Raw genomic sequence first — 21,192 nt, forward strand, 5'->3', positions numbered from 1 at the left:
GTCCATCGTCCTGCTTTGCATGCTGCTCGTTGCTGGCAGCTTCAACGTGCAGGCTGCCGAGCAAGCGGCTGCCGCTCCTGCTGCGTCTGCAGATGCAGCACCTGATACTCCCGAGACACCTGCTGCACCGGAAATTCTCGTGCAGGGCGGTCTGCTTGGCGTGATCAGTTCCAGCATTGATGATGTGCAGGAAACCCTGTCGCTGGATGGCCGACTGCTCGACAGCTGGCGCCTGCGCGCAGACCGGGCGGCCGATGAGCTCGACAAGCTGGTCAACAAGCCGACCTCGCGTTCCAAGTGGGGCGTTGTCGGCGACTTCCTGATGCTCTCGGTGGTGTGGATCGGCGCTTTCGCAGCATTGACCACGCTCGGCAGTTTCGTCGCCATGCGTCTCAGCCGCCGCCCGTTTTTCCAGGTGCGTGAACGCAGTCAGGCGTTGCTTGGCTATGTATTGCCCTACACCTTGCCCGCGTTGATCAGCTTGCCGCTCACGCTATATGCCAGTCACTTCCTGACGGCTTCGGTAGGGCGTGCCTTGGCGCTGTGTCTGGCTTACTCCACCAGTAGCGGCATTGTCTCCACGTCAGTGTTGTTGTGCGTGATCGTCATGTTCAACTACGGGCACAAGCGTGCCGCAGTGCGAATGATTCGTCGCTTCAGCCCCAAGCCGCTGTTTGTCATCGGTTTCATGGCGGCCCTTAGCGACGCCTTGACCAGCCCGCAGATCGCTCGACAGATCGGCAACAACGTCACTACCAGCGTTGCGGTGTTTACCGGTCTCTTTGCGTCAGTCGTGTTCTGCATGTTGGTAATCAAAGTGCGTCGTCCGATCGCGCATCTCATACGCAATCGCTCGCTAAGCAGCCGCTTGGCTCGACCCGCGCTGCAAGAGTCCCTGAAGGTGTTCTCAAACCTTTGGTATCTGCCGATTCTGCTGATGATTCTGGTTTCCGCAGTGAATCTGATTGGTGCAGGGGAAGACAGTCAGAAGGCTTTGCGTTGTGCGTTGTTCACAACGGTATTACTGATTGCCACGGTGTTCTTGAGTACGGTTTTCCAGCACCTGTTCAAACCCACGACGGTTGAAGGGCGTGGTGGGCATATCTACAAGGCGCGGTTGCTGAATCTGGCCCACGGGCTGACGCGGATTGTTCTGGCGGTCGCGTTTATCGAGATCCTCGGTCAGATCTGGGGTTTTTCGCTGTTCGAGTTTGCCCAGAGCAACAGCCTGGGCCGAGCCATCGGTGAATCGCTGAGCAGCATTGGCCTGATCTTCATGGTCACCTGGATGCTATGGGTGGTGCTCGACACCGCGATTCAGGAAGCACTGAAAGCGCCGCTTAATCATCGCTCGTCTCGTCAGCCGAGTACGCGAATCAAGACAATTCTGCCGTTGCTGCGTAATGCGATAAAAATCATTCTGGTGGTGATCTGCGCCATCACCACGATGGCCAACCTTGGCATCAACGTCGCGCCACTGCTGGCGGGTGCGGGGGTGGTCGGTCTGGCGATTGGTTTTGGCTCTCAGCAATTGGTGCAGGATGTCATCACCGGTCTGTTCATCATCATTGAAGACACCTTCTCCATTGGCGATTGGGTGGTGCTCAGCACCGGGCACTCGGGCACGGTTGAAAGCCTGACCATTCGTACCGTGCGTCTGCGTGACGGCAAAGGCTTTGTACATTCTGTGCCGTTCGGCCAGATAAAGGCAGTGACTAACCAGTCCCGGCAATTTGCTTACGCGTTCTTCTCGGTGCAGTTCACCTACGATTCCGACATCGACAGCGCGCTGTCCCTGATTCGTGAAGCCGGCCAGTCGATTAGCGAAGACATACTGCTCAAGAGCAATCTGCAAGGGCCGCTGGAAGTTTTCGGTGTGGATCGCATGGACCTCAACGGCGTGGTGCTCACGGCGCAGTTCCGGACCTCTTCAGGCGGGCAGTACAGCGTGGGCCGTGCGTTCAACGAGCGTTTGAAAAAGCTTGTGGATAAATCCGATGACGTTCGCTTCGCGCAAACGTATCCACAGACGGTGATCAGCCCGAATGCGGGGCATGTGCAGCAGCTTTCTGTCGACAGAGATGCGCAACCGGCGTCGGGCAAAGGCAATGTGGTGAACGTTGATGGCTCGGAGAGCCCGCCGGTGAAACCCGGCTGACCCCTGACTTGTGTGAGCAGCCCAGGTGTTCATCACACCGCGCTGTCTCGCGCCAAACAGTGGACCAGTAGGAGCGCACGAGCACCTACAAACGGATGACCCTGTAGGAGCCAACTTGTTGGCGATACGTCGGACCTGCATCGTCAGAAATTCCGCTTCGCCAACAAGTTGGTTCCTACCATGTCTGCGTTTCAAATCCATTATTGACGTGATGTTTGATGAGAGCAGAGCTTGCTCGCGATTAGGGCTCCGCGGTGTAGCTGCCTGACGAGGCATACTTCATCGCGGGCAAGCCTGGCTCCCACGGCAATCGGTGCTTTTCAAAGTCAGCGCAACAACCTGTCCCGCACCTGCGCCATCGCTTCCGGTTCCAGCGCCAGCCAATACTGTGGTTTACCTGCAATAACTGCCGCAGCCGGAATACCATCGCGATACACCAGCCGATTGCCCACCAGCGCGGGCACTTTACTGCCTGGCAGCAGCGTGCCTTGCAGATTCAGCGGATCAACGGCGCTCAGGCTGATCAGGCTGCCATCCAGTGGCCGTTTGCGAATCTCGCGCAGCACCGGGATGGCTTCAGGCAGTGCGAATTGCTCGCCCGCCAGACCACTGACGAAGCGCCCGCCGCGAATTTCACCCCGTGCTTCAAGCCGATGAAAGGTGCGCAGCAATTCTCGCCAACTCGGCAGCCAGTCGGCTTCGCGCTCCAGCAGACGCCAGAACACTACGCCATACCGGCGCAACAGCGTCATCGCAACATGCTCCAGCACTTGCGGGTCTACAGGTTGCGGACGCTTGCTGGCGACAGTAGGCGGACGCGTCGAACGCTTCAGTAACGCCCAACGCCCTGCATCGTCCATGCCGCCAATAAATGCTCCGCGATTACGTCGGCTGGTGTGCGCCGAGCGCTTGCTGGCCGGAGTGATCAAGGCGCGGAGCCCGGCAAAGCTGTCGGCATTCACCAACCCGGCAGCCACCAACTCTTGCAGCGCGATTTCAAGTTCCGCACGTAGCAAATGCGCTTCGCTCACCAGTTCATCAAAAAACATCGCGCCGTGCTGGGTCAGTGCCGCATGTACTTTCTGCGCCTTGGGCGACAAATCGTCGGGCTCAGGCTGCTCGGTCAAGCCGCTCCATACGCTGACCTGGCTGCGGGGCAGCAAAACAATCGGAGTGCTGCGCAACGCCACCGCGCCGGTTTTAGTGTGTGCGGCCAGTCGCGTCCAGACCACCTTGCCCGAGCGGCAGATTTCATCGAGCCAGAGTGACGAGTAATCCTTGATCCGGGCTGACAGCAAGTCGCTGTCCCAGGCCCCTGCGGCAGCGCTGAAGCCCTCAAGTTGACTGATGATTTCCGGCAGCGCTGCTCGGCCCTGGCTGCGCGTGGCTGTGGACAAATGCTGCCAGTCGAATAGAAAGCGCATGAAGTCTTGTAACGAGACCGGCTCGATTTCCCGGCGCAGTCGCTTGACGGTATAGCGATGAATCCTCGCCAGCAAATGCCGTTCGCACCACTGGTCCTCAGTGGCTCCGGGGCTGAAGCGTCCGCGCAGCACGTAGCCTTCGCTCTCCAGCCGAGCCAGCGCCTGAGCCACGCTGCTGGCGCTCAACGCCAACGGCTCGGCGATGTCCTGCGTTGGCATCGGGCCAAAGCCGCTCAAGCGGGCGCGCACCACTTCGACGATCGCCTCATCGGCTTCCCATGCATCATCGAAGCCGGGCAGGGCACTTAACGGTGGGTGCATGTTCGACTGTGGATAAATGGCCCGCAGGCATGTGAGTCGTTCCAAAGGCACCCACAACCCCTCATCGGTACCGACCTCGAAACATGTGGCGCGGCCGGAACGGGCCAAGGATTCCAGCCATTTCAGCCAACTCCCATTCGCGCCGGCCTCCGTGTTGCTGACGCAACTCAGGCTCATCAGCGCTTCATGCATCTCGTCGATGTTCTGTGGTTTAGGCCAGGCTTCTTCGTTGACTGCGGCAATAGCGTCGGCATCCAGCGCGCCGAGATCGTCCGAAGATTGCGGATCACTCCAGCGCCGATTGAGCACGGCTTGAGTGCGACGCTCCTCCAAGGGGGCGTCGTCGAGAAAGGCGTATGGCCGCGCGTTGAGAATTTCGGCAGCCAGCGGTGACGGTGCAGGCAGGTCGCGGGCAATCAGCCGGACTTCGCCTTTTTCCATGCGCCGCAGCAGCGTCAGCCATCCTTCAGCGTCCATCGCTTCGTGCAGGCAATCGTCGAGGGTTTGCTCCACCAGTGGATGGTTCGGCACTTCACGCTCGCCGACGATGTTTTCCAGACAGGCAATCTGATCGGGGAAAACTGTTGCAATCAGGTCTTCGCTTTTCATGCGCTGCAATTGTGGCGCGACTTTACGTCCGCCGGTGTAGCGCGGCAGCGCCAACGCGGTCCCGGCATTCCAGCGCCAGCGCACGCCGAACAGCGGCGCATCGAGTACGGCCTGAATCAGCAGATGCTCCGCTGTGTTGGCGTTCAGATAACGCCAGACTTCATCCAGCTCAAAGCTATGGCTGGTGGACAGCGACAGCACAATCGCGTCTTCGCTGGCGGCTGCTTGAAGCTCGAAATTGAACGTGCGGCAGAAGCGTTTGCGTAACGCCAGGCCCCAGGCACGGTTGAGTCGGCTGCCGAACGGCGTATGGATGATCAGTTGAGTACCGCCGGACTCGTCGAAAAACCGTTCCATGATCAATGTGTCTTGCGACGGCAGCGCAGTCAGCACCGAGCGAGTTCGCGCCAGGTAATCCACCAGTTGCTCGGCACTCGCCAGATTCAGCCCGAGGGTGTCGATCAACCAGTCAGTGCACGGCTTTAGATCGCCGGGGTGGGCGCCTAGCAGTTCGTCAATCTGACCTTGCAGGCGTGCCACGGCAAACGACAATTCATCGCTTCTGCCCGGTGCTTCCCCCATCCAGAATGGAATGTTGGGCGGCTGGCCCTGGGCGTCTTCAACCCGCACGCGGCCGCTCTCGATGCGCAGGATGCGGTACGAAGTGTTACCCAGCTGGAAGATGTCCCCGGCGATGCTTTCGACCGCGAAGTCTTCGTTGACGGTGCCGATGTTCAACGCCTGCGGCTCAAGAATCACGCTGTAGTCGGCGTTGTCCGGGATCGTGCCGCCGCTTGTGACGGCGGTCAGCTTGCTGCCGCGCCGACCCCGTAAGGTGCGGGTCATGGCATCGCGATGCAGGTAAGCGCCGCGCACGCCCTGACTTCCGTTATAGCCTTCGGCCAACATGCTCAACAATGCCTGATAGTGATCAGCGTCCAGCCCGGCGTAGGGCGACGCTCGACGAAACATTTCCAGCAGCGCGTCTTCGTGCCATTCCTGCAAGCTGACTTCGGCGACGATCTGCTGTGCGAGCACGTCCAGCGGCGCTTTGGGGATCTGCAAAATATCCAGCTCGCCACGCCGCACGCAATCGAGAAGCGCGGCGCATTCGATCAGGTCGTCGCGGGAGGTCGCAAACAGCCGACCTTTGGGCGTGCCACCAACGTGGTGCCCGGAGCGTCCGACCCGTTGCAGAAAGGCGGAGATGGAGCGAGGCGAAGCAATCTGACACACCAGATCCACATCGCCGATATCAATGCCCAGCTCAAGGGATGCCGTCGCAATCAGCACCTGCAAATCGCCGCGCTTGAGGCGTTGCTCGGCATCGAGCCGTTGCTCCTTGGCAAGGCTGCCATGATGCGCAGCCACTGCTTCTCGGCTCAGGCGATCACTCAAGTGTCGCGCCATGCGTTCAGCCATGCGCCGGGTGTTGACGAAAATCAGCGTGGTCCGGTGCTCACGTGCCAATTCGGCAAGGCGGTCGTACACCAGCTCCCAGACATCATTGGACATGACCGGCCCCAAGGGCACGGGCGGTACTTCGATCCCCAGGTCCCGCGGCCGTGCATGGCCGATATCGACGATGGTGCACGGACGCTCTATCGGGTCCGCGCCCACCAGAAAGCGCGACACCTGCTCGATGGGTTTTTGCGTCGCCGATAATCCGATGCGCAGCAACGGTTCGCTGCACAGGGCTTGCAGTCGTTCCAGTGTCAGCGCCAGGTGGCTGCCGCGCTTGCTGGCCGCGATGGCGTGGATCTCGTCGACAATTACCGTGCGCGTGCTGGCCAGCATGCGTCTGCCAGAGTCGGAGCCGAGCAATACGTAAAGCGATTCGGGCGTGGTCACGAGAATGTGCGGCGCGGTCTTGCGCATGGCGGCGCGATCTTTCTGCGGCGTATCCCCGGTTCGCACGGCAGTGCTGATACGCAACGGCGGCAGATTCATGCGCTGCAATTGTTCCGTGATGCCTGCCAGCGGGTTTTGCAGATTGATCTGAATGTCGTTCGATAAGGCCTTCAGCGGCGAGACGTAAACCACGAAAGTCTGCTCGAGTAACTCGCCGCCGAGCTCAAGGCCTCGATGCACGAGATCATCAAGCACAGCCAGAAACGCTGTCAGGGTTTTCCCGGAGCCGGTGGGCGCGGCAATCAGCGTCGAGCGCCGGGCCTTGATCAACGGCCACGCCTGCGCCTGCGCGGGCGTCACCGCGGGGAAGGTATTGCGGAACCAGGCACTGACCGCCGGATGAAAACCGTCGAGTGCCGGGTCGGGAATAAGCGGGAGGTTCATGGGCAAATTAATGAGGGTGGCACGGGGAAGATGCAAGCGCCTTTGATCGGTGGCTGGGGGAGCGCCGAGAATTATAACCCCCGCATTTTGAGCTGGAATGCTGCGCCTGAGGGTTAATCCTGTGCCTGCATGCAGGGCAGAAAAATCCCACAACCCTCAACGGTTGGGGGTTAAGCGCCGACGTGATATGTTTGCAGGCGTTTTACACATAATATTTCGACTGAATTTGATACCGAGCCTGCTGACTCTATGCGAATGCGCCTTATGCTGTTGGGCGGCGGGAATGCCCTCGGGCAGGCGCTGATTCGTCTGGGTGCAGAGGAAGACATTGGCTTCCTGGCACCGCGTCCACCGCAAGACGGATGGGATGCAGCGAGTCTGACGCAACTGCTTGATGACACCCGCCCCGATGCCTTGATCAATCTTGCCTACTATTTCGACTGGTTTCAGGCGGAATCCGTAAGCGACGCGCGCCTGTCCAGTCAGGAACGCTCTGTTGAGCGCCTCGCCGAGCTGTGCCAGCACCACAACATTGTTCTACTGCAGCCTTCCAGCTACCGGGTGTTCGATGGTTCGCGGGCTACCGCCTACAGTGAGAAAGACGAACCGGTGCCGTTGGGCGCACGTGGTCAGGCACTGTTGCGTATCGAGCAAAGTGTTCGAGCTACCTGCCCGCAGCACCTGTTGCTGCGGTTCGGCTGGCTACTCGATGACAGTGCCGAGGGTGTGTTGGGGCGTTTTCTGAAGCGCGCCGAATCAACGCAAGAGTTGTTGATGGCCGACGACCGACGTGGCAACCCGACGCCCGTCGACGATGCCGCGCGGGTCATGATTGCTGTCCTCAAACAGCTCGATTGTGAAGCGCCGTTGTGGGGTACTTACCACTACGCCGGTCATGAGGCCACGACGCCGCTGGCGCTGGGGCAGGCGATTCTTACCGAAGCCCGTTTGTTGCATCCGCTGGCCATAGAGTCACCGACTGCGCAGGCCCACGCTGCACGTCCTGACGCAGCGGACGAGCCTCAACATGGCGTGCTGGCCTGCAAGAAAATCCTTCATACCTTCGGCGTCAAACCTCGTGCATGGCGTGCCGGGTTGCCGAGTCTTCTGGATCGTTATTACCGCCATGTCTGATCTTCCCGTCCTGATCACCGGCGGTGCCGGTTTCATTGGCTCGCATCTGGCCGATGCACTACTGGCCCAAGGGCATTCGGTGCGCATTCTCGATGACCTTTCCACCGGCAAGCGCAGCAACCTTGCGCTGGATAATCCCCGTATCGAATTGATCGAGGGTGATGTTGCCGATGCCGCTCTGGTGAAGCGCGCTGCGCTGGACTGCAAAGCGGTTGTGCATCTGGCAGCTGTCGCTTCGGTGCAAGCGTCGGTGGATGACCCGGTGCGTACGCACCAGAGCAATTTCATCGGCACGTTGAACGTGTGTGAAGCCATGCGCGAAGCCGGCATCAAGCGCGTAGTCTTTGCCTCCAGTGCTGCAATCTATGGGAACAATGGCGAGGGCGAAGCCATCAGCGAAGACACGCCCAAAGCGCCGTTGACGCCTTATGCCTCGGACAAGCTGTCCAGCGAGCACTACCTCGACTTCTACGGCCGCCAGCATGGTCTGGAGCCAGCTATCTTTCGTTTCTTCAACATCTTTGGCCCGCGCCAGGATCCTTCCTCGCCATACTCGGGTGTGATCAGTATCTTTGCCGAGCGTGCAGAAAAAGGCCTGCCCATCGCTGTGTTTGGCGATGGCGAACAAACACGGGATTTCTTCTACGTGGGCGACGTGGTCAAGTTGCTGACTCAAGCACTGGATCTGCCGCAGGTCGAGTCGGGTGCGGTCAACGTGGGTCTGAACCAGACCACATCGTTGAACCAGTTGCTGGCAGCATTGGCAGACGTCGTGGGCAAACAGCCACAAGTGACATATCAAACCGCGCGTTCCGGCGACATCCGCCACTCACGAGCGAACAACCAGCGCCTGCTGGAGCGGTTTACCCTGGATGAGCCGACGCCGTTGAAAGTGGGCTTGGCGAAACTGCTCGGTCGCTGATCCAGACCCACAAAAAAAGCACCTTCGAGGTGCTTTTTTTGTGGGCGGTTACTGCAAACCGTTGACCTGTAGGAGCTGCCGAAGGCTGCGATCGCGGTGTGCCAGAAGAAATGCTTCGCAGCCTTCGGCAGCTCCTACAGGTCCAGTGTGCGCCGCGTCTTAAAACTTATAACCCACACCCACCATATAAACCCACGGATCAATGTCCACACTCACTTTGGTTTTGCCAACGCTTAGGGCTGAAGGGCCGTCGACAGTCGCTTCAGTGTCGATGTCCACATACCAGACTGAGGCGTTAACCAAAATGTTGTCGGTCAGCATGTAGTCCATGCCGACTTGTGCAGCCAGGCCGACGGAATCTTTCATCTTCAGGTTGCTGAAGCCCTGGCTTTTACGATTGCCGGTCAGGTCGGTGTCAAAGAACGTGGTGTAGTTGATGCCGACACCCGCGTAGGGCTGGAACTTCGACGACGCTTCCATCGGGTAGTACTGCAGCGACAGGGTCGGCGGTAACTGCTTAACATCTGCCAGTTTGCCATCCAGGCCCGGGCCCAGCCCTTTGACCGAAACGGTGTGGCTGAAAGGTGTTGCCGCCAGCAATTCGATACCCACGTGCGGGGTAATCATGTAGCCGAACGTTAGACCAAGCTGGTTCTCACCATCAACAGTCGCCTTGGTGCCGGAGACTTTGGTGCCGTCGAGTTTCACCTCACCGCTGTCTTCATTTGGTTCAACGTGCGCGACACCGGCACGCACGATGAAATCACCCGCCTCATAAGCCTGAGCGGCGAAAGGGGCGCTGAGCGCCAGCGCGAAGAGGGAAGCGCTGAGCAGGGTCTTGTTCATGAGGGCTCCAAAAGGCGATTCAAGTTGTCTGTCGCCAATGGTACGGAGCGTATGAACCAAGGCTTTGACACAGCTCAATGAAATCGCAATGAAACCTGCACAACTTAATTATCGGGCAACTCGTAAACCAGGATCTTGTCTGCCTCCATGCTGTAGCCCGCGTCGGCCAACTCGCTGGTCGAGGCTTTGACCTGCATTGGACCTTCGATCCAGTACGGCTGATAAAGCTCTTCAACCTTCACGCCCAGCTCGCTGGTGACATGTACGATCTGGTTCGAAGGCGGTGGCGGCACGTGGATGCACGCGCCAAAATACGGCACCAGCAGGAACTCCGTGACGCGGCCTTCTTCGCTGACTTCCAGCGGCACGATATAACCCGGCAAGCGCACATTCTGGCCATCCAGCGCCTTGACCACTGGGGCGTGGGGCGATTGTTGATGCGCGGCGGGCGCTGACTCCACTGACAGCGCATCGGACAGTTTCGACAGGTCATGAATGGGCGCAGTGATCGGCGCGATTTTTGGCGCATCCGGCGGGATCATTTGTTCCCAGGTCAGCACCTTCGGCTCGGCCGCCCACAACGGTGAGCTGACTGACAACAGCAAAACCAACAACAGGCGCCGCATGTTCAACGTCCTCATAAACGAATCGACAAGCCATCAGCCAACGACTGCCGATAGGCGCGCCACGCAGGCACAACACCCATCAACAACGCGGCAGCCAGAATGCCACCGAGTAGCGTCCATTCATATTCGCTGGGCAGCGAAAGCGGCAGGAACAGGCCGTAATTGATCTGTACATAGCCTTGTGCAGAAGCGATGCCGACGTATAACAGGACCATGCCACTGACCACTCCCGCGAGTGCCAGGGCGAAGGCTTCCATGATCAGCAACGTTGCGATGTGCCAGGGGCGGGCGCCCACTGAGCGCAGAATTGCCATCTCTCTGCGTCGCTCGTTAAGGCTTGTAAGAATGGCCGTGAGCATGCCGATCAAACCGGTAAGGACCACGAAGAGCGAAATCACGAACAAGGCTTTTTCGGCCGTACCCATCAGGCTCCACAGTTCCTGAAGGGCCACGCCCGGCAGGATCGCCAGCAACGGCTCGCCGCGGAATTCATTGATCTGGCGCTGCATCGAGAAGGTGGCGATCTTGCTGTTCAAGCCCAGCATGAACGCGGTAATTGCTTTGGGCGTCAGGTCCATATTGCGCGCCTGATCAGCAGAAATGCGTCCGTTGCCGTGAGCGGGCGCGCCGTTTTGCCAGTCAATATGGATCGCTTCCATGCCGCCGAGGCTGATGTGTAACGTGCGATCCACTGGCGTGCCGGTACGCCTGAGAATACCGACCACGGTAAACGGTTTGTCGTCGTGTTTGACCAGACTGATCGCCGCTACGCCATGGGCCAGCACCAGCTTGTCGCCGAGTTTGTATTTGAAGGCATCGGCCACTTCGGCGCCGAGCACCACTTCAAAGGGGTCCGTCGCAAAGGCCCGACCTTGTGCCAGTTCCAGGTGTTGCTGGCGGCCAAACTGGTAATGCTCGAAGTAGTTTTCGTTGGTACCCATCACTCGATAACCGCGATGGGAGTCACCCAGGGAAATCGGGATGGCCCATTTCACTTGTTTGCTTTGGGCGATTTCTTCAAAGCTGTCCCAGCGAATATTGTTGGTTGCATTACCGATACGGAACACCGAATACAGCAACAGATTGATCGAGCCGGAGCGAGCGCCGACGATCAAATCCGTGCCGCTGATGGTGCTGGCGAAACTGGCGCGGGCTTCGGTACGCACGCGCTCCACCGCCAGCAACAGGCAGACCGACAAGGCAATGGCGAATGCGGTAAGGAAAGCGGTGAAACGACGGTTAGCCAGACTGGCCATGGCTAGGCGAAACAAATACATCTCAAACCTCTGCGGCGACGGCGGCGCGATTGAGTTCCGATAACGACAGACTGCGGTCGAACAGCGGTGCCAGGCTCTGGTCGTGGCTGACGAACAACAGGCTACTGCCTGCTTCGCGGCATTCGGCGAACAACAACTTGATGAACGCTTCCCGTGCGTCGGTATCCAGCGCGGAGGTCGGTTCGTCCGCGATCACCAATTCGGGCTGACCGATCAACGCTCGTGCGGCTGCCACTCGCTGCTGCTGGCCGATGGAAAGTGAGTCTGCACGGCGGCTGAGCATCTCCGGATCTTTCAAACCCAGATGAGCCAACAGTGTAACGGCGGCGTTTTCTACGCTGCCGTGGCGCTGTTTCGCACGTTCGGCGCGGACTTTGGAGAAGTGACACGGCAACTCGACGTTTTCACGCACCGAGAGAAACGGCAGCAGGTTGAACTGCTGGAAGATATAGCCGGTGTGATTGACGCGAAAACGATCACGCTCACCGGATGATAGTTCGGTGAGCTCCTGACCCAGCAGGCGAATGCTGCCGCGATTGGGTTTCTGGACGCCGCCCAGCAAACCCAGCAGCGTTGTCTTGCCACTGCCGCTGGGGCCTTTGAGGAACAGCGTTTCGCCCGGTTCCAGGCGGAACGCCGGGATATCCAGCAATTGCGCATGGCCTGGCCACGTGAAGCCAAGGTCTGCCAATTCGATAAGTGCTTGGGTCATAACCGTCTTCGGAATCCGGCTGAGTGGAAATCAAACGACCGGGCAAGCCCGGTCGGTTTTCAACAATAGCTGAATCAGAATTTCAGGCTTGGATTGCTTGGGCGTACTTCGGCACCTGACTGCCCTTTTGGCGAGATCAACTGAACCTGAAGTTTTTCGGTGCCCGGGAACGATTTGAAGATGGTCGACAGGTCGAGGGTTTTCAGCACTGCCGGGACCTTGCAGGTGAATTTGTAAGTGCCGTGGATTTCGCTGTGCTCGTGCTCATCGTGGGCGTCTTTGGCGTCATGATCGTGATCATGGTCCGCGTCAGCTTCAGGCTTGTCACCGAACAATGGGCTTTCCAGTTTCTGGGAAACCACGTTGCACTCGGCAGCTTCAGGGATGCTGAACAAGGCGTGGGGCTTGAGCAGTACATCTTTGGCCGCGGCTACTTTGGCTTTGTCTTCGGCGCTGGTAGCCAGATGCTCAAACCCGACGAGGTTCATGGCCGGGCTGCCCAGTTCGAACTCCAGCGTGCCGCCGACCAGCGCAACGTCCAGCCGACCCACACCGTGCTCATGCGCGCCGAGACTACCGTGCTCGTGGTCGTGATCATGCTCGGGGGCCGCATTAGCCATGGCGAGTGGAAGCAGGGCGAAGGGCAAAGCGAGCAGCAGACGGCGCATAAAAACAGACTCCGGACATGACTGGATAAAGATCGTTATGTGATCTTATAACAATTATTGTCGCGGGCGTGAGCTGGAATTTGGATTTGGGTAAGGATCACTTCCCCGGTAGGAGGCAACTTGTTGGCGAGACAGTCGTTCTGGTTACGCAGGTCCAACGCCTCGCCAACAAGTTGGCTCCTACCCTGGTGATGTATTCCAATTATTAAACGCGCTGACCCCAAGGCCGCGCCCGGCGCAGGTCTTGAGCCAGCGTGTAAATAATTGTCCGTCCGGCATGAGTGGTCCAGCGCAGGGTTTTTATGAGGCGATGTTCATCGGGCGTGAGGTAGGCGAAGCCTTGGATTCTGGCTTCGTGGAGGCAGTCGATGGGTTGGTGAATTGAGCTTTTCTTGGTCTTTTTCATGGCATTTCCTTTGGGGTAAAGGCTGCCACACAACGCTGCGTTCGAATGGGTGGCGGCTGTAATGGGTTCGCAGACCGAGCCAAAGGCATCCCGGCACACCTTTCAGGTGTCCCACATACAGCCGCCATAAAGCGTTTTGAAAGTATGTATGCCTTCTGCTGGTTCAGACTGCGACGTCTGTTCGCTGCTGCTGCAACGACCGGCGCACATTACCGATACGGGACGCGATCCACGAGGTAACAGATGCTATTCGTCAGGTAGGAATCTTCTGTGAGTGAAAGGGCCCCTTCGCGAATGAATTCGCTCCCACTGTGAAATGCGCTCTACCTGTGGGAGCGAATTCATTCGCGAAGACCTCAATCAAAGTAAAGAAGATTCTCCGGACGGACGCTTAACCATGCGAGCATGTCCCCCTGCAAAAAAAGAGGAAGCACCCATGTTGCGTATTCGTGGAACCGTTGGCGATTTGCCAGTGGATTTGACGCTGGAGCTGGACGAAGGCGATTGGGCGCAGCTTGGCGCTCAACTCAAAGCCGCCAAACCTGAAGCCACCGCCGCAGCCGTGGTCAGCAAACCGGCCAGTCAGGACGACAAGATCTGGCAGATCGCGTTGGATCTGCTGCGCAACGCCGGGCAGATAAATGGCCCGGAGTTGCTGGATCAACTGGAAGGTCTGACCGGCAGCACAGCGGCAGGCAAGCGCCTGTTAGTGCGCTTGCGCCACAGTTCGCAAGTCAAGGTCGAGAGCGGGCAGGACGCGCCGCTCTACAGCTGGGTTGGCACAGACGCCTGATGCCAGAGGCTTAGTACAGCGCAGCAAACAACTTGCGACGATAGGCAGTGACCAGTGGGTGGTCGTTGCCCAGCAGATCGAAGACTTGCAGCAGGGTTTTGTGCGGCAGGCCGTCGGCGTAGTTGCGGTTGCGGATGAACAGCTTCAACAAGCCTTCCAGCGCCGCTTCGTATTGCTGGCGGGCCAGTTGTTGAATCGCCAGTTGATGCACGGCTTCGTCATCCTGCGGGTTTTGCGCCAGTCGAGCTTTGAGGTCAGCTGCGTCAGGGAATGCCTTGGCTTCAGCCAGGAAGGTCAATTGCGCACGGGCACCGGCCAGATCTGCTTTATGGTCGTCGTTTTTTACCGCGTCCAGTACCTGACGAGCCTCACCCAGCTCGCCACGTTCTGCCAGGCAACGGGCATACAGAATCAGCGCGGCGGCGTTGGTGTTGTCCTCGGTCAGCATCTGCTGCAGCGCCGCTTCGGCTTCAGCGAAGTGGCTTTCAGCGAACATTTCCTGAGCCAGCTTCAGCGGGTCAGCGGCGACTGGCGCAGGCATGACCACGTGTTGTTCGAGAATCTTGCGGATCTCTGATTCAGGCTGGGCACCGGTGAAACCGTCGATGGGCTGACCATCCTTGAACAGCACAACCGTCGGCAGGCTACGGATGCCGAAGCGGGCGACGATGTCTTGCTCGGCGTCACAATCGACCTTCACCAGCAGCAATTCGCCCTGATAACTTTCAGTGATCTGCGCCAGCAATGGCATCAGCACTTTGCAGGGCGCACACCATTCGGCCCAGAAGTCCACCAGTACGGGCTGGTCGAAAGACTTGTCGATGACCAGTTGCTGAAAGGTCGCCGCCGTAGCGTCGAAGATGTAGGTAGTGTCCTGGTTCATTGCGAATCTCGGGGGATCTGAATGGGGCCAACTATAAAGGGCGCTTGGGTTTGCGCAAAGCGATGAGTAGAGGGATCTTTTGGAGCGAGGCTTGCCCGCGAATCAGTCGCCTCGGTGTGGCAGGGACAACGCGTTATCGTTCTTCGCGGGCAAGCCTCGCTCCCACAGGGGATTGCATTTCAACTCGGGCAGCGTGATACAGGCTCACGTGACGAAACTCATGGGGCTCGGCCAGATCCGGCAACGTATGCGCTTCAAAGATATCCAGCCGTTGATAAGCCGGGTGCTGAAAATCCCGGACTCGCGAATCCGCCACCAAGGCTTGCCGCCCGCGACTGAGGAACTGGTCCAGCAGAGGCAGGTTAGCCCGGTCGTACAGCACGTCCGCGACGATGATCAAATCGAAGCGATCCGCTTCGGCAAAGAAGTCCGCCGAGTAGCTCAACTGCACGCCGTTCAGTTCAGCATTGGCGCGGCAGGCTTCAATGGCCAGCGGGTCAAGATCACAGGCCACCACTTCAAGTGCGCCCGCTTTAGCCGCTGCAATCCCTGCAACACCAGAGCCCGCGCCAAAATCCAGCACTCGCATTCCGGCGACCCAATGCGGCTGCTCTGCCAGAAACCGCGCCAGCGCCAGGCCGCTGGCCCAGCAGAAACTCCAGTACGGCGGCTCTTCAAGGATGCGTCGGGTTTCTTCGGGGCTGAAGGCGCGATCCATGTTCTCGGCGTCGATCAGCCACAGCCGAAAATCGGTGCCCGGCAGTGCTGTGGCGACCAGTTGCGCATCGCCGAGCAATTCGCTGAGCGCCTGTTGCAGGTGTTGCGGTGCAATCATGGAGCGGTTTCGAACTGCAAAGGCCCCAGCGCTTGTGTGACGGGTTGTTCAATACGCATCGACGGCAGATGCAGGATCAATTGCCCAGACTTGCTGGCACGGCCGCGCAGTTCTACGCGCTGACCCACCGGGAAGGCTTCCGGATTGAAACGCAGCTGGAAGGGCAGCGACTGATTGTTGCCTTGCAGCTTGGTGCTGGTCAGCAGTTTCTGCGGACGACCGCGCTCGTCGATCACCAGCAGCGCCAATTCAACTTCGGCGCCAGCCGGTACGCCCAGCAACTGGCCGCTCAGCTCTCGCTGGAAGGGCTGCAAGGGGCCCGGACCGGCCGGTACTTTAACAACGGGCACCGTGGCAGGTTTGGCCGGGGCAGTTTCAGGCGTCTCATTGCTGCTGCAGGCGGCAAGCAGGCCAATCAGGCTGAGCAACATCAGCGGTCGTAGCGTCATGAACAGCTCCAACAAAAAAAATCAATACGAAGGACAGCAGCAAACCGCTCAATGACGGTAACGCTAAATTACCCGCAAGCGCCGATAAATAGCCCAATGGCCAGCAGTATCGCTGAACACCGCGCCAGATGCGCGTCTATATAGCGCAAAGTCCAAGACTTGTCTTGCCTGCGGGATGCGCTACCATGGCGGCCCTTCCTATTTTTGTTGCCTGCCACCATGCACTGTCCCTTCTGCGGTGCCAATGACACCAAAGTCATCGATTCCCGCCTGGTTGCCGAAGGCGATCAAGTTCGTCGTCGTCGTGAATGCCTGGCGTGCGGTGAGCGTTTCACGACGTTCGAAACAGCCGAGCTGGTGCTCCCACGCCTGATCAAGCAAGACGGTAGCCGTCAGCCCTTCGATGAAGAGAAGCTGCGCGCCGGTATGCAGCGCGCCCTTGAGAAACGCCCGGTCAGCGTCGAGCGGCTGGAAGCAGCGCTGGTGCATATCAAGCACAAGCTGCGCGCGACTGGCGAGCGCGAGGTCAAGTCGCTGGTGGTGGGCAATTTGGTCATGGGCGAACTGCAAAAGCTCGACGAAGTGGCGTATATCCGCTTTGCTTCTGTTTACAGGCGTTTTCAGGACCTCAACGAATTCCGCGAAGAAATCGATCGCCTGGCTCGCGAGCCAGCTAAAGAGTGAGTGCTTCGTTGACTGAGCAAACCGCGCTGGACACCCATTACATGGCGCGCGCGCTGGAACTGGCGCGCAAAGGGATTTACTCCACCCATCCCAACCCACGAGTCGGCTGCGTGATCGTGCGCGACGGGCAGATTGTCGGCGAAGGCTGGCACGCTCGCGCTGGCGAGCCGCATGCCGAAGTGCATGCCTTGCGTCATGCGGGCGACAAGGCCAAAGGCGCGACGGCTTATGTGACGCTGGAGCCTTGCAGTCATCATGGCCGCACACCGCCGTGCGCCGATGCGCTGGTCGATGCTGGCGTGGCGCGAGTGGTCGCAGCCATGCAGGACCCCAATCCCGATGTTGCCGGACGCGGTTTGCTGCGTTTGATGAATGCCGGTATTTCGGTGCAGTGCGGGGTTCTGGAAGACGAAGCCCGGGCGCTGAACAAAGGCTTCCTCAAGCGCATGATCAAAGGCTTGCCGTATGTGACGGTCAAGCTCGCCATGAGCCTGGACGGTCGCACCGCCATGGCCAGCGGCGAAAGCCAATGGATCACCGGCCCGGCTGCGCGTGGGGCGGTACAGCGTCTGCGTGCGCAATCGAGTGTCGTGTTGACTGGCGCTGACACCGTGCTGGCCGACAAGGCTCGCCTGACTGTACGTCCTGATGAGCTGGGCCTGAATGCCGAGCTCTCCGGCTTGGCCATGACGCGTCCGCCGCTGCGGGTGTTGATCGACGGCCGATTGCGGGTGCCGCTGGATGCGCCGTTCTTTCAGGCCGGGCATGCGTTGGTGGTGACCTGCGCTGCCGCGTCAGCCCGCGAGCGTTATCACGATGAAGGCCACGACATGTTGGCCCTGGCCGGCAGCGGCGGTCATGTAGACCTGCGCAAGTTACTGGTCGAGCTGGCGGCTCGCGGTGTCAACGACGTGCTGATCGAAGCGGGCCCGCGTCTCGCCGGGGCGTTTACTCGCCTGGGGATGGTGGATGAATTCCAGATTTTCGTCGCAGGCAAGTTCCTTGGCTCTTCTGCTCGCCCATTGCTTGATCTGCCGCTGGCGCAGATGAGCGAGGCTTTTGAGCTGAAAATTACGGATATACGCGCCGTGGGTGATGACTGGCGAGTCATTGCAACCCCCAAGCTCCCACCCGGCGTATAATTTCGGCCTTTCGCTCAGCGCGCTGGGCTTGTTCTCCTGGAGGACCCATGTTTACTGGCATCATCGAATCCATCGGCAGCATCCGCGCCATCACCCCTAAAGGCGGCGATGTCCGTGTTTATGTCGAGACGGGCAAACTTGATCTGAGCGACGTCAAACTCGGCGACAGCATCGCGGTCAACGGCGTTTGCCTGACTGCTGTAGAGCTGCCCGGCGATGGCTTCTGGGCTGACGTCAGCCGTGAAACCCTCGACGTCACGGCGTTCATCGATCTCAAGACCGGCAGCCCGGTCAACCTGGAAAAGGCCCTGACCCCGACTACACGTCTGGGCGGCCATCTGGTCAGCGGCCACGTCGATGGTGTTGGCGAGATCGTTTCCCGGGAGGAAAACGCCCGCGCTATCCAGTTCAAAGTGCGTGCCCCCCGCGAGCTGGCCAAGTACATATCGCACAAAGGTTCTATCACGGTCGACGGCACCAGCCTGACCGTGAACGCCGTTGACGGTGCCGAGTTCGAGCTGACCATCGTGCCGCATACCCTGGCCGAAACCATCATGGCCGACTACCGTCCGGGCCGTAAGGTCAACCTTGAGGTGGATTTGCTGGCGCGTTATCTGGAGCGTTTGCTGATGGGCGACAAGGCCGCCGACTCCTCGAAAGGGCAGTCCGGCACCATCACCGAGAGCTTCCTGGCCGCCAACGGCTACCTCAAATCCTGAATTGAAGGAGGGTGCCGCGTGGCGCTCAATAGTATCGAAGAACTGGTTGAAGATATTCGCCAGGGCAAAATGGTCATCCTCATGGATGACGAAGATCGCGAGAACGAAGGCGATCTGATCATGGCTTCCGAGTGCGTCAAGGCTGAACACATCAACTTTATGGCCCGCTACGCGCGTGGCCTGATCTGCATGCCGATGACCCGTGAGCGCTGCGAGGCCCTCAAGCTGCCACTGATGGCACCACGTAACGGATCCGGTTTTGGCACCAAATTCACCGTGTCCATCGAAGCTGCCGAAGGCGTGACCACTGGCATTTCTGCTGCTGACCGTGCCCGCACCGTGCAGGCTGCAGCGGCCAAAGACGCCAAAGCGGAAGACATTGTCAGCCCCGGCCACATTTTCCCGTTGATGGCTCAGGCCGGCGGTACATTATCCCGGGCAGGGCACACCGAAGCAGCCTGTGACCTGGCGCGCATGGCCGGTTTCGAGCCAAGCGGCGTGATCTGTGAAGTGATGAACGACGACGGCACAATGTCGCGTCGGGCTGAACTGGAAGCTTTTGCGGCGGAACACGACATCAAGATCGGTACGATTGCCGACCTGATTCACTACCGGATGATCCATGAACGTACCGTTCAGCGGATTGCCGAGCAGCCAATGGACAGCGAATTGGGCCAGTTCAACCTGGTGACCTATCGCGATTCAGTGGAAGGTGACGTCCACCTCGCACTGACGCTGGGCAAGATTTGCGCAGAAGAACCGACCCTGGTGCGGGTGCATAACATGGACCCGCTGCGTGACCTTTTGATGGTCAAACAGCCTGGCCGCTGGAGCCTGCGCGCCGCGATGACCAAGGTTTCCGAGGCGGGCAGCGGTGTTGTCCTGTTGCTCGGTCACCCGCTGGATGGCGATGTGCTGCTGGCGCATATTCGTGAAACCGCCGGGCAATTGCCGATCAAATCGCCGACCACTTACAGCACCGTGGGGGCCGGTTCGCAGATCCTGCGTGACCTCGGTGTGCGTAAAATGCGCCTGATGAGTTCGCCAATGAAGTTCAATGCGATATCCGGTTTCGATCTGGAAGTTGTAGAATACGTGCCCTCCGAATAAAGACCGGTCGGGTGGTGCGCTTTTGTGCGTGCCACCGGCTAATCTGATTCGTGGCCTAACATCCCTATAGTTCGCCCCAAGGCGTACTTGCTCTTTAATACGAGACTTACACGAATGACCCTGAAGACCATCGAAGGTACCTTCGTCGCTCCCCAAGGCCGCTACGCTCTGGTAGTTGGCCGTTTCAACAGCTTCGTCGTGGAAAGTCTGGTGAGCGGTGCTGTTGATGCTTTGGTACGCCACGGCGTCAAAGAAAGCGATATCACCATCATCCGCGCTCCGGGTGCCTTCGAAATCCCGCTGGTTGTGCAAAAAGTTGCCCAGCGCAGTGAGTTCGCTGCCATCGTCGCCCTTGGCGCAGTGATCCGTGGTGGTACTCCGCACTTTGAATACGTCGCCGGCGAATGCGTCAAAGGCCTGTCCCAGGTTTCCATGGAATTCGGCGTGCCGGTTGCGTTCGGCGTGCTGACTGTCGACACCATCGAACAAGCCATTGAGCGCTCCGGCACCAAAGCCGGTAATAAAGGCGCAGAAGCTGCGTTGTCCGCCCTTGAAATGGTCAGCCTGCTGGCGCAGTTGGAGGCCAAGTGATTTCCGACGACAGCGATCAGTTCAACCCGCGCGATCCAAAACCTGCGGACGCTGGCAAGCCATCCAAGAGCGTCAAGCGCCGGGAAGCCCGTCAGTTGGCAACTCAAGCGCTTTACCAGTGGATCATGGCGGGTCATTCGCTGAATGAAATCGAAGCGCAGTTCCGCGTCGATAACGACTTCAAAGATGTCGACGGCCCTTATTTCAGTGAGCTGCTGCGCGGCGTGCCGACCAACATCGACGAAATCGATGCGGCCCTGACGCCATGCCTGGACCTGACCATTGAAGAGCTCGACCCGGTTGAACTGGCCATCTTGCGCCTGTCCACCTACGAGTTGCTCAAGCGCGTCGATGTGCCGTATCGCGTGGTGATCAACGAAGGTATCGAGCTGGCGAAGGTCTACGGCTCCACTGACGGCCACAAGTTCGTCAATGGCGTCCTGGACAAACTGGCCCCGCGCCTGCGTGAAGCTGAAGTCAAAGCGTACAAGCGCTAAGATCTGGTCGCCTTCATCGCGGGCAAGCCACGCTCCCACAGGGAATGCGATCTCCTGTGGGAGCGTGGCTTGCCCGCGATAGAGCAACGCA

The 21,192-nt window shown here is 59.1% G+C and carries 20 protein-coding genes; 10 read left to right on the top strand and 10 right to left on the bottom strand.

Features of this window, described 5'->3' with window-relative positions:
- The first annotated feature begins 19 nt into the window (after positions 1-19).
- Positions 20-2,158, top strand: a complete 2,139-nt coding sequence (locus tag RX972_RS10145; protein WP_316874849.1) for a mechanosensitive ion channel family protein — start codon at positions 20-22, stop codon at positions 2,156-2,158.
- A gap of 326 nt (positions 2,159-2,484) precedes the next feature.
- Here RX972_RS10145 and RX972_RS10150 read toward each other — a convergent pair whose 3' ends face one another.
- Positions 2,485-6,807 (bottom strand): DNA glycosylase AlkZ-like family protein, encoded by a 4,323-nt coding sequence (locus RX972_RS10150; protein WP_316874736.1) that lies wholly within the window; start codon positions 6,805-6,807, stop codon positions 2,485-2,487.
- Between the two features lie 249 nt (positions 6,808-7,056).
- Between RX972_RS10150 and RX972_RS10155 the strand changes: the two genes are divergently transcribed.
- Together RX972_RS10155 and RX972_RS10160 are read left to right on the top strand one after the other, a co-directional pair.
- Positions 7,057-7,941: a sugar nucleotide-binding protein gene (locus RX972_RS10155; protein WP_049827086.1), complete on the top strand. Its 885-nt coding sequence runs from the start codon at positions 7,057-7,059 to the stop codon at positions 7,939-7,941.
- A complete protein-coding gene (locus tag RX972_RS10160) occupies positions 7,934-8,863 on the top strand; it encodes an NAD-dependent epimerase/dehydratase family protein (protein ID WP_316874738.1) in 930 nt (309 codons plus the stop codon). The genes RX972_RS10155 and RX972_RS10160 overlap by 8 nt, the downstream gene beginning before the upstream one ends.
- A gap of 159 nt (positions 8,864-9,022) precedes the next feature.
- Here RX972_RS10160 and RX972_RS10165 read toward each other — a convergent pair whose 3' ends face one another.
- From RX972_RS10165 to RX972_RS10190, 6 genes are all read right to left on the bottom strand, one after another.
- Positions 9,023-9,709, bottom strand: a complete 687-nt coding sequence (locus RX972_RS10165; protein ID WP_122396479.1) for an OmpW/AlkL family protein — start codon at positions 9,707-9,709, stop codon at positions 9,023-9,025.
- 104 nt (positions 9,710-9,813) lie between these two features.
- Complete coding sequence (locus RX972_RS10170; RefSeq protein WP_099268185.1) at positions 9,814-10,335, bottom strand: DUF3299 domain-containing protein; 522 nt, start codon at positions 10,333-10,335, stop codon at positions 9,814-9,816.
- Positions 10,336-10,346: 11 nt separating this feature from the next.
- Entirely contained in the window at positions 10,347-11,612 is a 1,266-nt protein-coding gene (locus RX972_RS10175; RefSeq protein WP_316874745.1) for an ABC transporter permease, read from the bottom strand.
- A 1-nt stretch (position 11,613) separates the two neighbouring features.
- Positions 11,614-12,324 (bottom strand): ABC transporter ATP-binding protein, encoded by a 711-nt coding sequence (locus RX972_RS10180; protein WP_099268186.1) that lies wholly within the window; start codon positions 12,322-12,324, stop codon positions 11,614-11,616.
- A 74-nt stretch (positions 12,325-12,398) separates the two neighbouring features.
- Complete coding sequence (locus RX972_RS10185) at positions 12,399-12,992, bottom strand: DUF2796 domain-containing protein (protein WP_316874748.1); 594 nt, start codon at positions 12,990-12,992, stop codon at positions 12,399-12,401.
- 205 nt (positions 12,993-13,197) lie between these two features.
- Positions 13,198-13,398 carry a hypothetical protein gene (locus RX972_RS10190; RefSeq protein ID WP_316874750.1) on the bottom strand — a complete coding sequence of 67 codons (201 nt, stop codon included), beginning with the start codon at positions 13,396-13,398 and terminating at the stop codon, positions 13,198-13,200.
- A gap of 436 nt (positions 13,399-13,834) precedes the next feature.
- Here RX972_RS10190 and RX972_RS10195 point away from each other — a divergent pair, with 436 nt between their 5' ends.
- Positions 13,835-14,191 (top strand): hypothetical protein, encoded by a 357-nt coding sequence (locus RX972_RS10195; RefSeq protein WP_316874752.1) that lies wholly within the window; start codon positions 13,835-13,837, stop codon positions 14,189-14,191.
- A gap of 10 nt (positions 14,192-14,201) precedes the next feature.
- Here RX972_RS10195 and trxA read toward each other — a convergent pair whose 3' ends face one another.
- From trxA to RX972_RS10210, 3 genes are all read right to left on the bottom strand, one after another.
- The gene (gene trxA / locus RX972_RS10200; protein ID WP_316874754.1) at positions 14,202-15,074 is read right to left on the bottom strand and encodes a thioredoxin; all 873 of its coding nucleotides are present in this window, start codon (positions 15,072-15,074) and stop codon (positions 14,202-14,204) included.
- Positions 15,075-15,207: 133 nt separating this feature from the next.
- Positions 15,208-15,909, bottom strand: coding sequence for a class I SAM-dependent methyltransferase (locus RX972_RS10205; protein ID WP_316874756.1), 702 nt, complete (start codon positions 15,907-15,909; stop codon positions 15,208-15,210).
- Positions 15,906-16,358, bottom strand: coding sequence for a hypothetical protein (locus RX972_RS10210; RefSeq protein ID WP_316874758.1), 453 nt, complete (start codon positions 16,356-16,358; stop codon positions 15,906-15,908). Before RX972_RS10210 ends, RX972_RS10205 begins: the two co-directional genes overlap by 4 nt.
- A 219-nt stretch (positions 16,359-16,577) precedes the next feature.
- Here RX972_RS10210 and nrdR point away from each other — a divergent pair, with 219 nt between their 5' ends.
- The 6 genes from nrdR to nusB all read left to right on the top strand — a co-directional run bounded on the left by nrdR (position 16,578) and on the right by nusB (position 21,101).
- Complete coding sequence (gene nrdR, locus RX972_RS10215; protein WP_027901698.1) at positions 16,578-17,042, top strand: transcriptional regulator NrdR; 465 nt, start codon at positions 16,578-16,580, stop codon at positions 17,040-17,042.
- 41 nt (positions 17,043-17,083) lie between these two features.
- Positions 17,084-18,184: a bifunctional diaminohydroxyphosphoribosylaminopyrimidine deaminase/5-amino-6-(5-phosphoribosylamino)uracil reductase RibD gene (gene ribD, locus RX972_RS10220; RefSeq protein WP_316874851.1), complete on the top strand. Its 1,101-nt coding sequence runs from the start codon at positions 17,084-17,086 to the stop codon at positions 18,182-18,184.
- A 47-nt stretch (positions 18,185-18,231) separates the two neighbouring features.
- Entirely contained in the window at positions 18,232-18,903 is a 672-nt protein-coding gene (locus tag RX972_RS10225; protein ID WP_027901700.1) for a riboflavin synthase, read from the top strand.
- A gap of 18 nt (positions 18,904-18,921) precedes the next feature.
- Positions 18,922-20,013, top strand: coding sequence for a bifunctional 3,4-dihydroxy-2-butanone-4-phosphate synthase/GTP cyclohydrolase II (gene ribBA / locus RX972_RS10230; RefSeq protein ID WP_027901701.1), 1,092 nt, complete (start codon positions 18,922-18,924; stop codon positions 20,011-20,013).
- A gap of 114 nt (positions 20,014-20,127) precedes the next feature.
- The gene (gene ribE, locus RX972_RS10235; protein ID WP_027901702.1) at positions 20,128-20,604 is read left to right on the top strand and encodes a 6,7-dimethyl-8-ribityllumazine synthase; all 477 of its coding nucleotides are present in this window, start codon (positions 20,128-20,130) and stop codon (positions 20,602-20,604) included.
- A complete protein-coding gene (gene nusB / locus RX972_RS10240; RefSeq protein ID WP_316874761.1) occupies positions 20,601-21,101 on the top strand; it encodes a transcription antitermination factor NusB in 501 nt (166 codons plus the stop codon). Before ribE ends, nusB begins: the two co-directional genes overlap by 4 nt.
- Positions 21,102-21,192 lie beyond the last annotated feature (91 nt).

Origin of the sequence: Pseudomonas syringae group sp. J309-1 (assembly GCF_032582135.1) — a bacterium.
GTDB classification, from domain to species: domain Bacteria; phylum Pseudomonadota; class Gammaproteobacteria; order Pseudomonadales; family Pseudomonadaceae; genus Aquipseudomonas; species Aquipseudomonas quasicaspiana.

Coding starts and splice junctions, on each gene's coding strand:
- RX972_RS10225 (WP_027901700.1), top strand. CDS start 18,232: ATGTTTACTGGCATCATCGAATCCATCGGCAGCATCCGCGCCATCACC.
- ribD (WP_316874851.1), top strand. CDS start 17,084: ATGGCGCGCGCGCTGGAACTGGCGCGCAAAGGGATTTACTCCACCCAT.
- RX972_RS10165 (WP_122396479.1), bottom strand. CDS start 9,709: ATGAACAAGACCCTGCTCAGCGCTTCCCTCTTCGCGCTGGCGCTCAGC.
- trxA (WP_316874754.1), bottom strand. CDS start 15,074: ATGAACCAGGACACTACCTACATCTTCGACGCTACGGCGGCGACCTTT.
- RX972_RS10185 (WP_316874748.1), bottom strand. CDS start 12,992: ATGCGCCGTCTGCTGCTCGCTTTGCCCTTCGCCCTGCTTCCACTCGCC.
- RX972_RS10175 (WP_316874745.1), bottom strand. CDS start 11,612: ATGTATTTGTTTCGCCTAGCCATGGCCAGTCTGGCTAACCGTCGTTTC.
- RX972_RS10210 (WP_316874758.1), bottom strand. CDS start 16,358: ATGACGCTACGACCGCTGATGTTGCTCAGCCTGATTGGCCTGCTTGCC.
- RX972_RS10190 (WP_316874750.1), bottom strand. CDS start 13,398: ATGAAAAAGACCAAGAAAAGCTCAATTCACCAACCCATCGACTGCCTC.
- RX972_RS10145 (WP_316874849.1), top strand. CDS start 20: ATGCTGCTCGTTGCTGGCAGCTTCAACGTGCAGGCTGCCGAGCAAGCG.
- RX972_RS10170 (WP_099268185.1), bottom strand. CDS start 10,335: ATGCGGCGCCTGTTGTTGGTTTTGCTGTTGTCAGTCAGCTCACCGTTG.
- RX972_RS10195 (WP_316874752.1), top strand. CDS start 13,835: ATGTTGCGTATTCGTGGAACCGTTGGCGATTTGCCAGTGGATTTGACG.
- nrdR (WP_027901698.1), top strand. CDS start 16,578: ATGCACTGTCCCTTCTGCGGTGCCAATGACACCAAAGTCATCGATTCC.
- ribE (WP_027901702.1), top strand. CDS start 20,128: ATGACCCTGAAGACCATCGAAGGTACCTTCGTCGCTCCCCAAGGCCGC.
- RX972_RS10205 (WP_316874756.1), bottom strand. CDS start 15,909: ATGATTGCACCGCAACACCTGCAACAGGCGCTCAGCGAATTGCTCGGC.
- RX972_RS10160 (WP_316874738.1), top strand. CDS start 7,934: ATGTCTGATCTTCCCGTCCTGATCACCGGCGGTGCCGGTTTCATTGGC.
- RX972_RS10150 (WP_316874736.1), bottom strand. CDS start 6,807: ATGAACCTCCCGCTTATTCCCGACCCGGCACTCGACGGTTTTCATCCG.
- RX972_RS10155 (WP_049827086.1), top strand. CDS start 7,057: ATGCGAATGCGCCTTATGCTGTTGGGCGGCGGGAATGCCCTCGGGCAG.
- RX972_RS10180 (WP_099268186.1), bottom strand. CDS start 12,324: ATGACCCAAGCACTTATCGAATTGGCAGACCTTGGCTTCACGTGGCCA.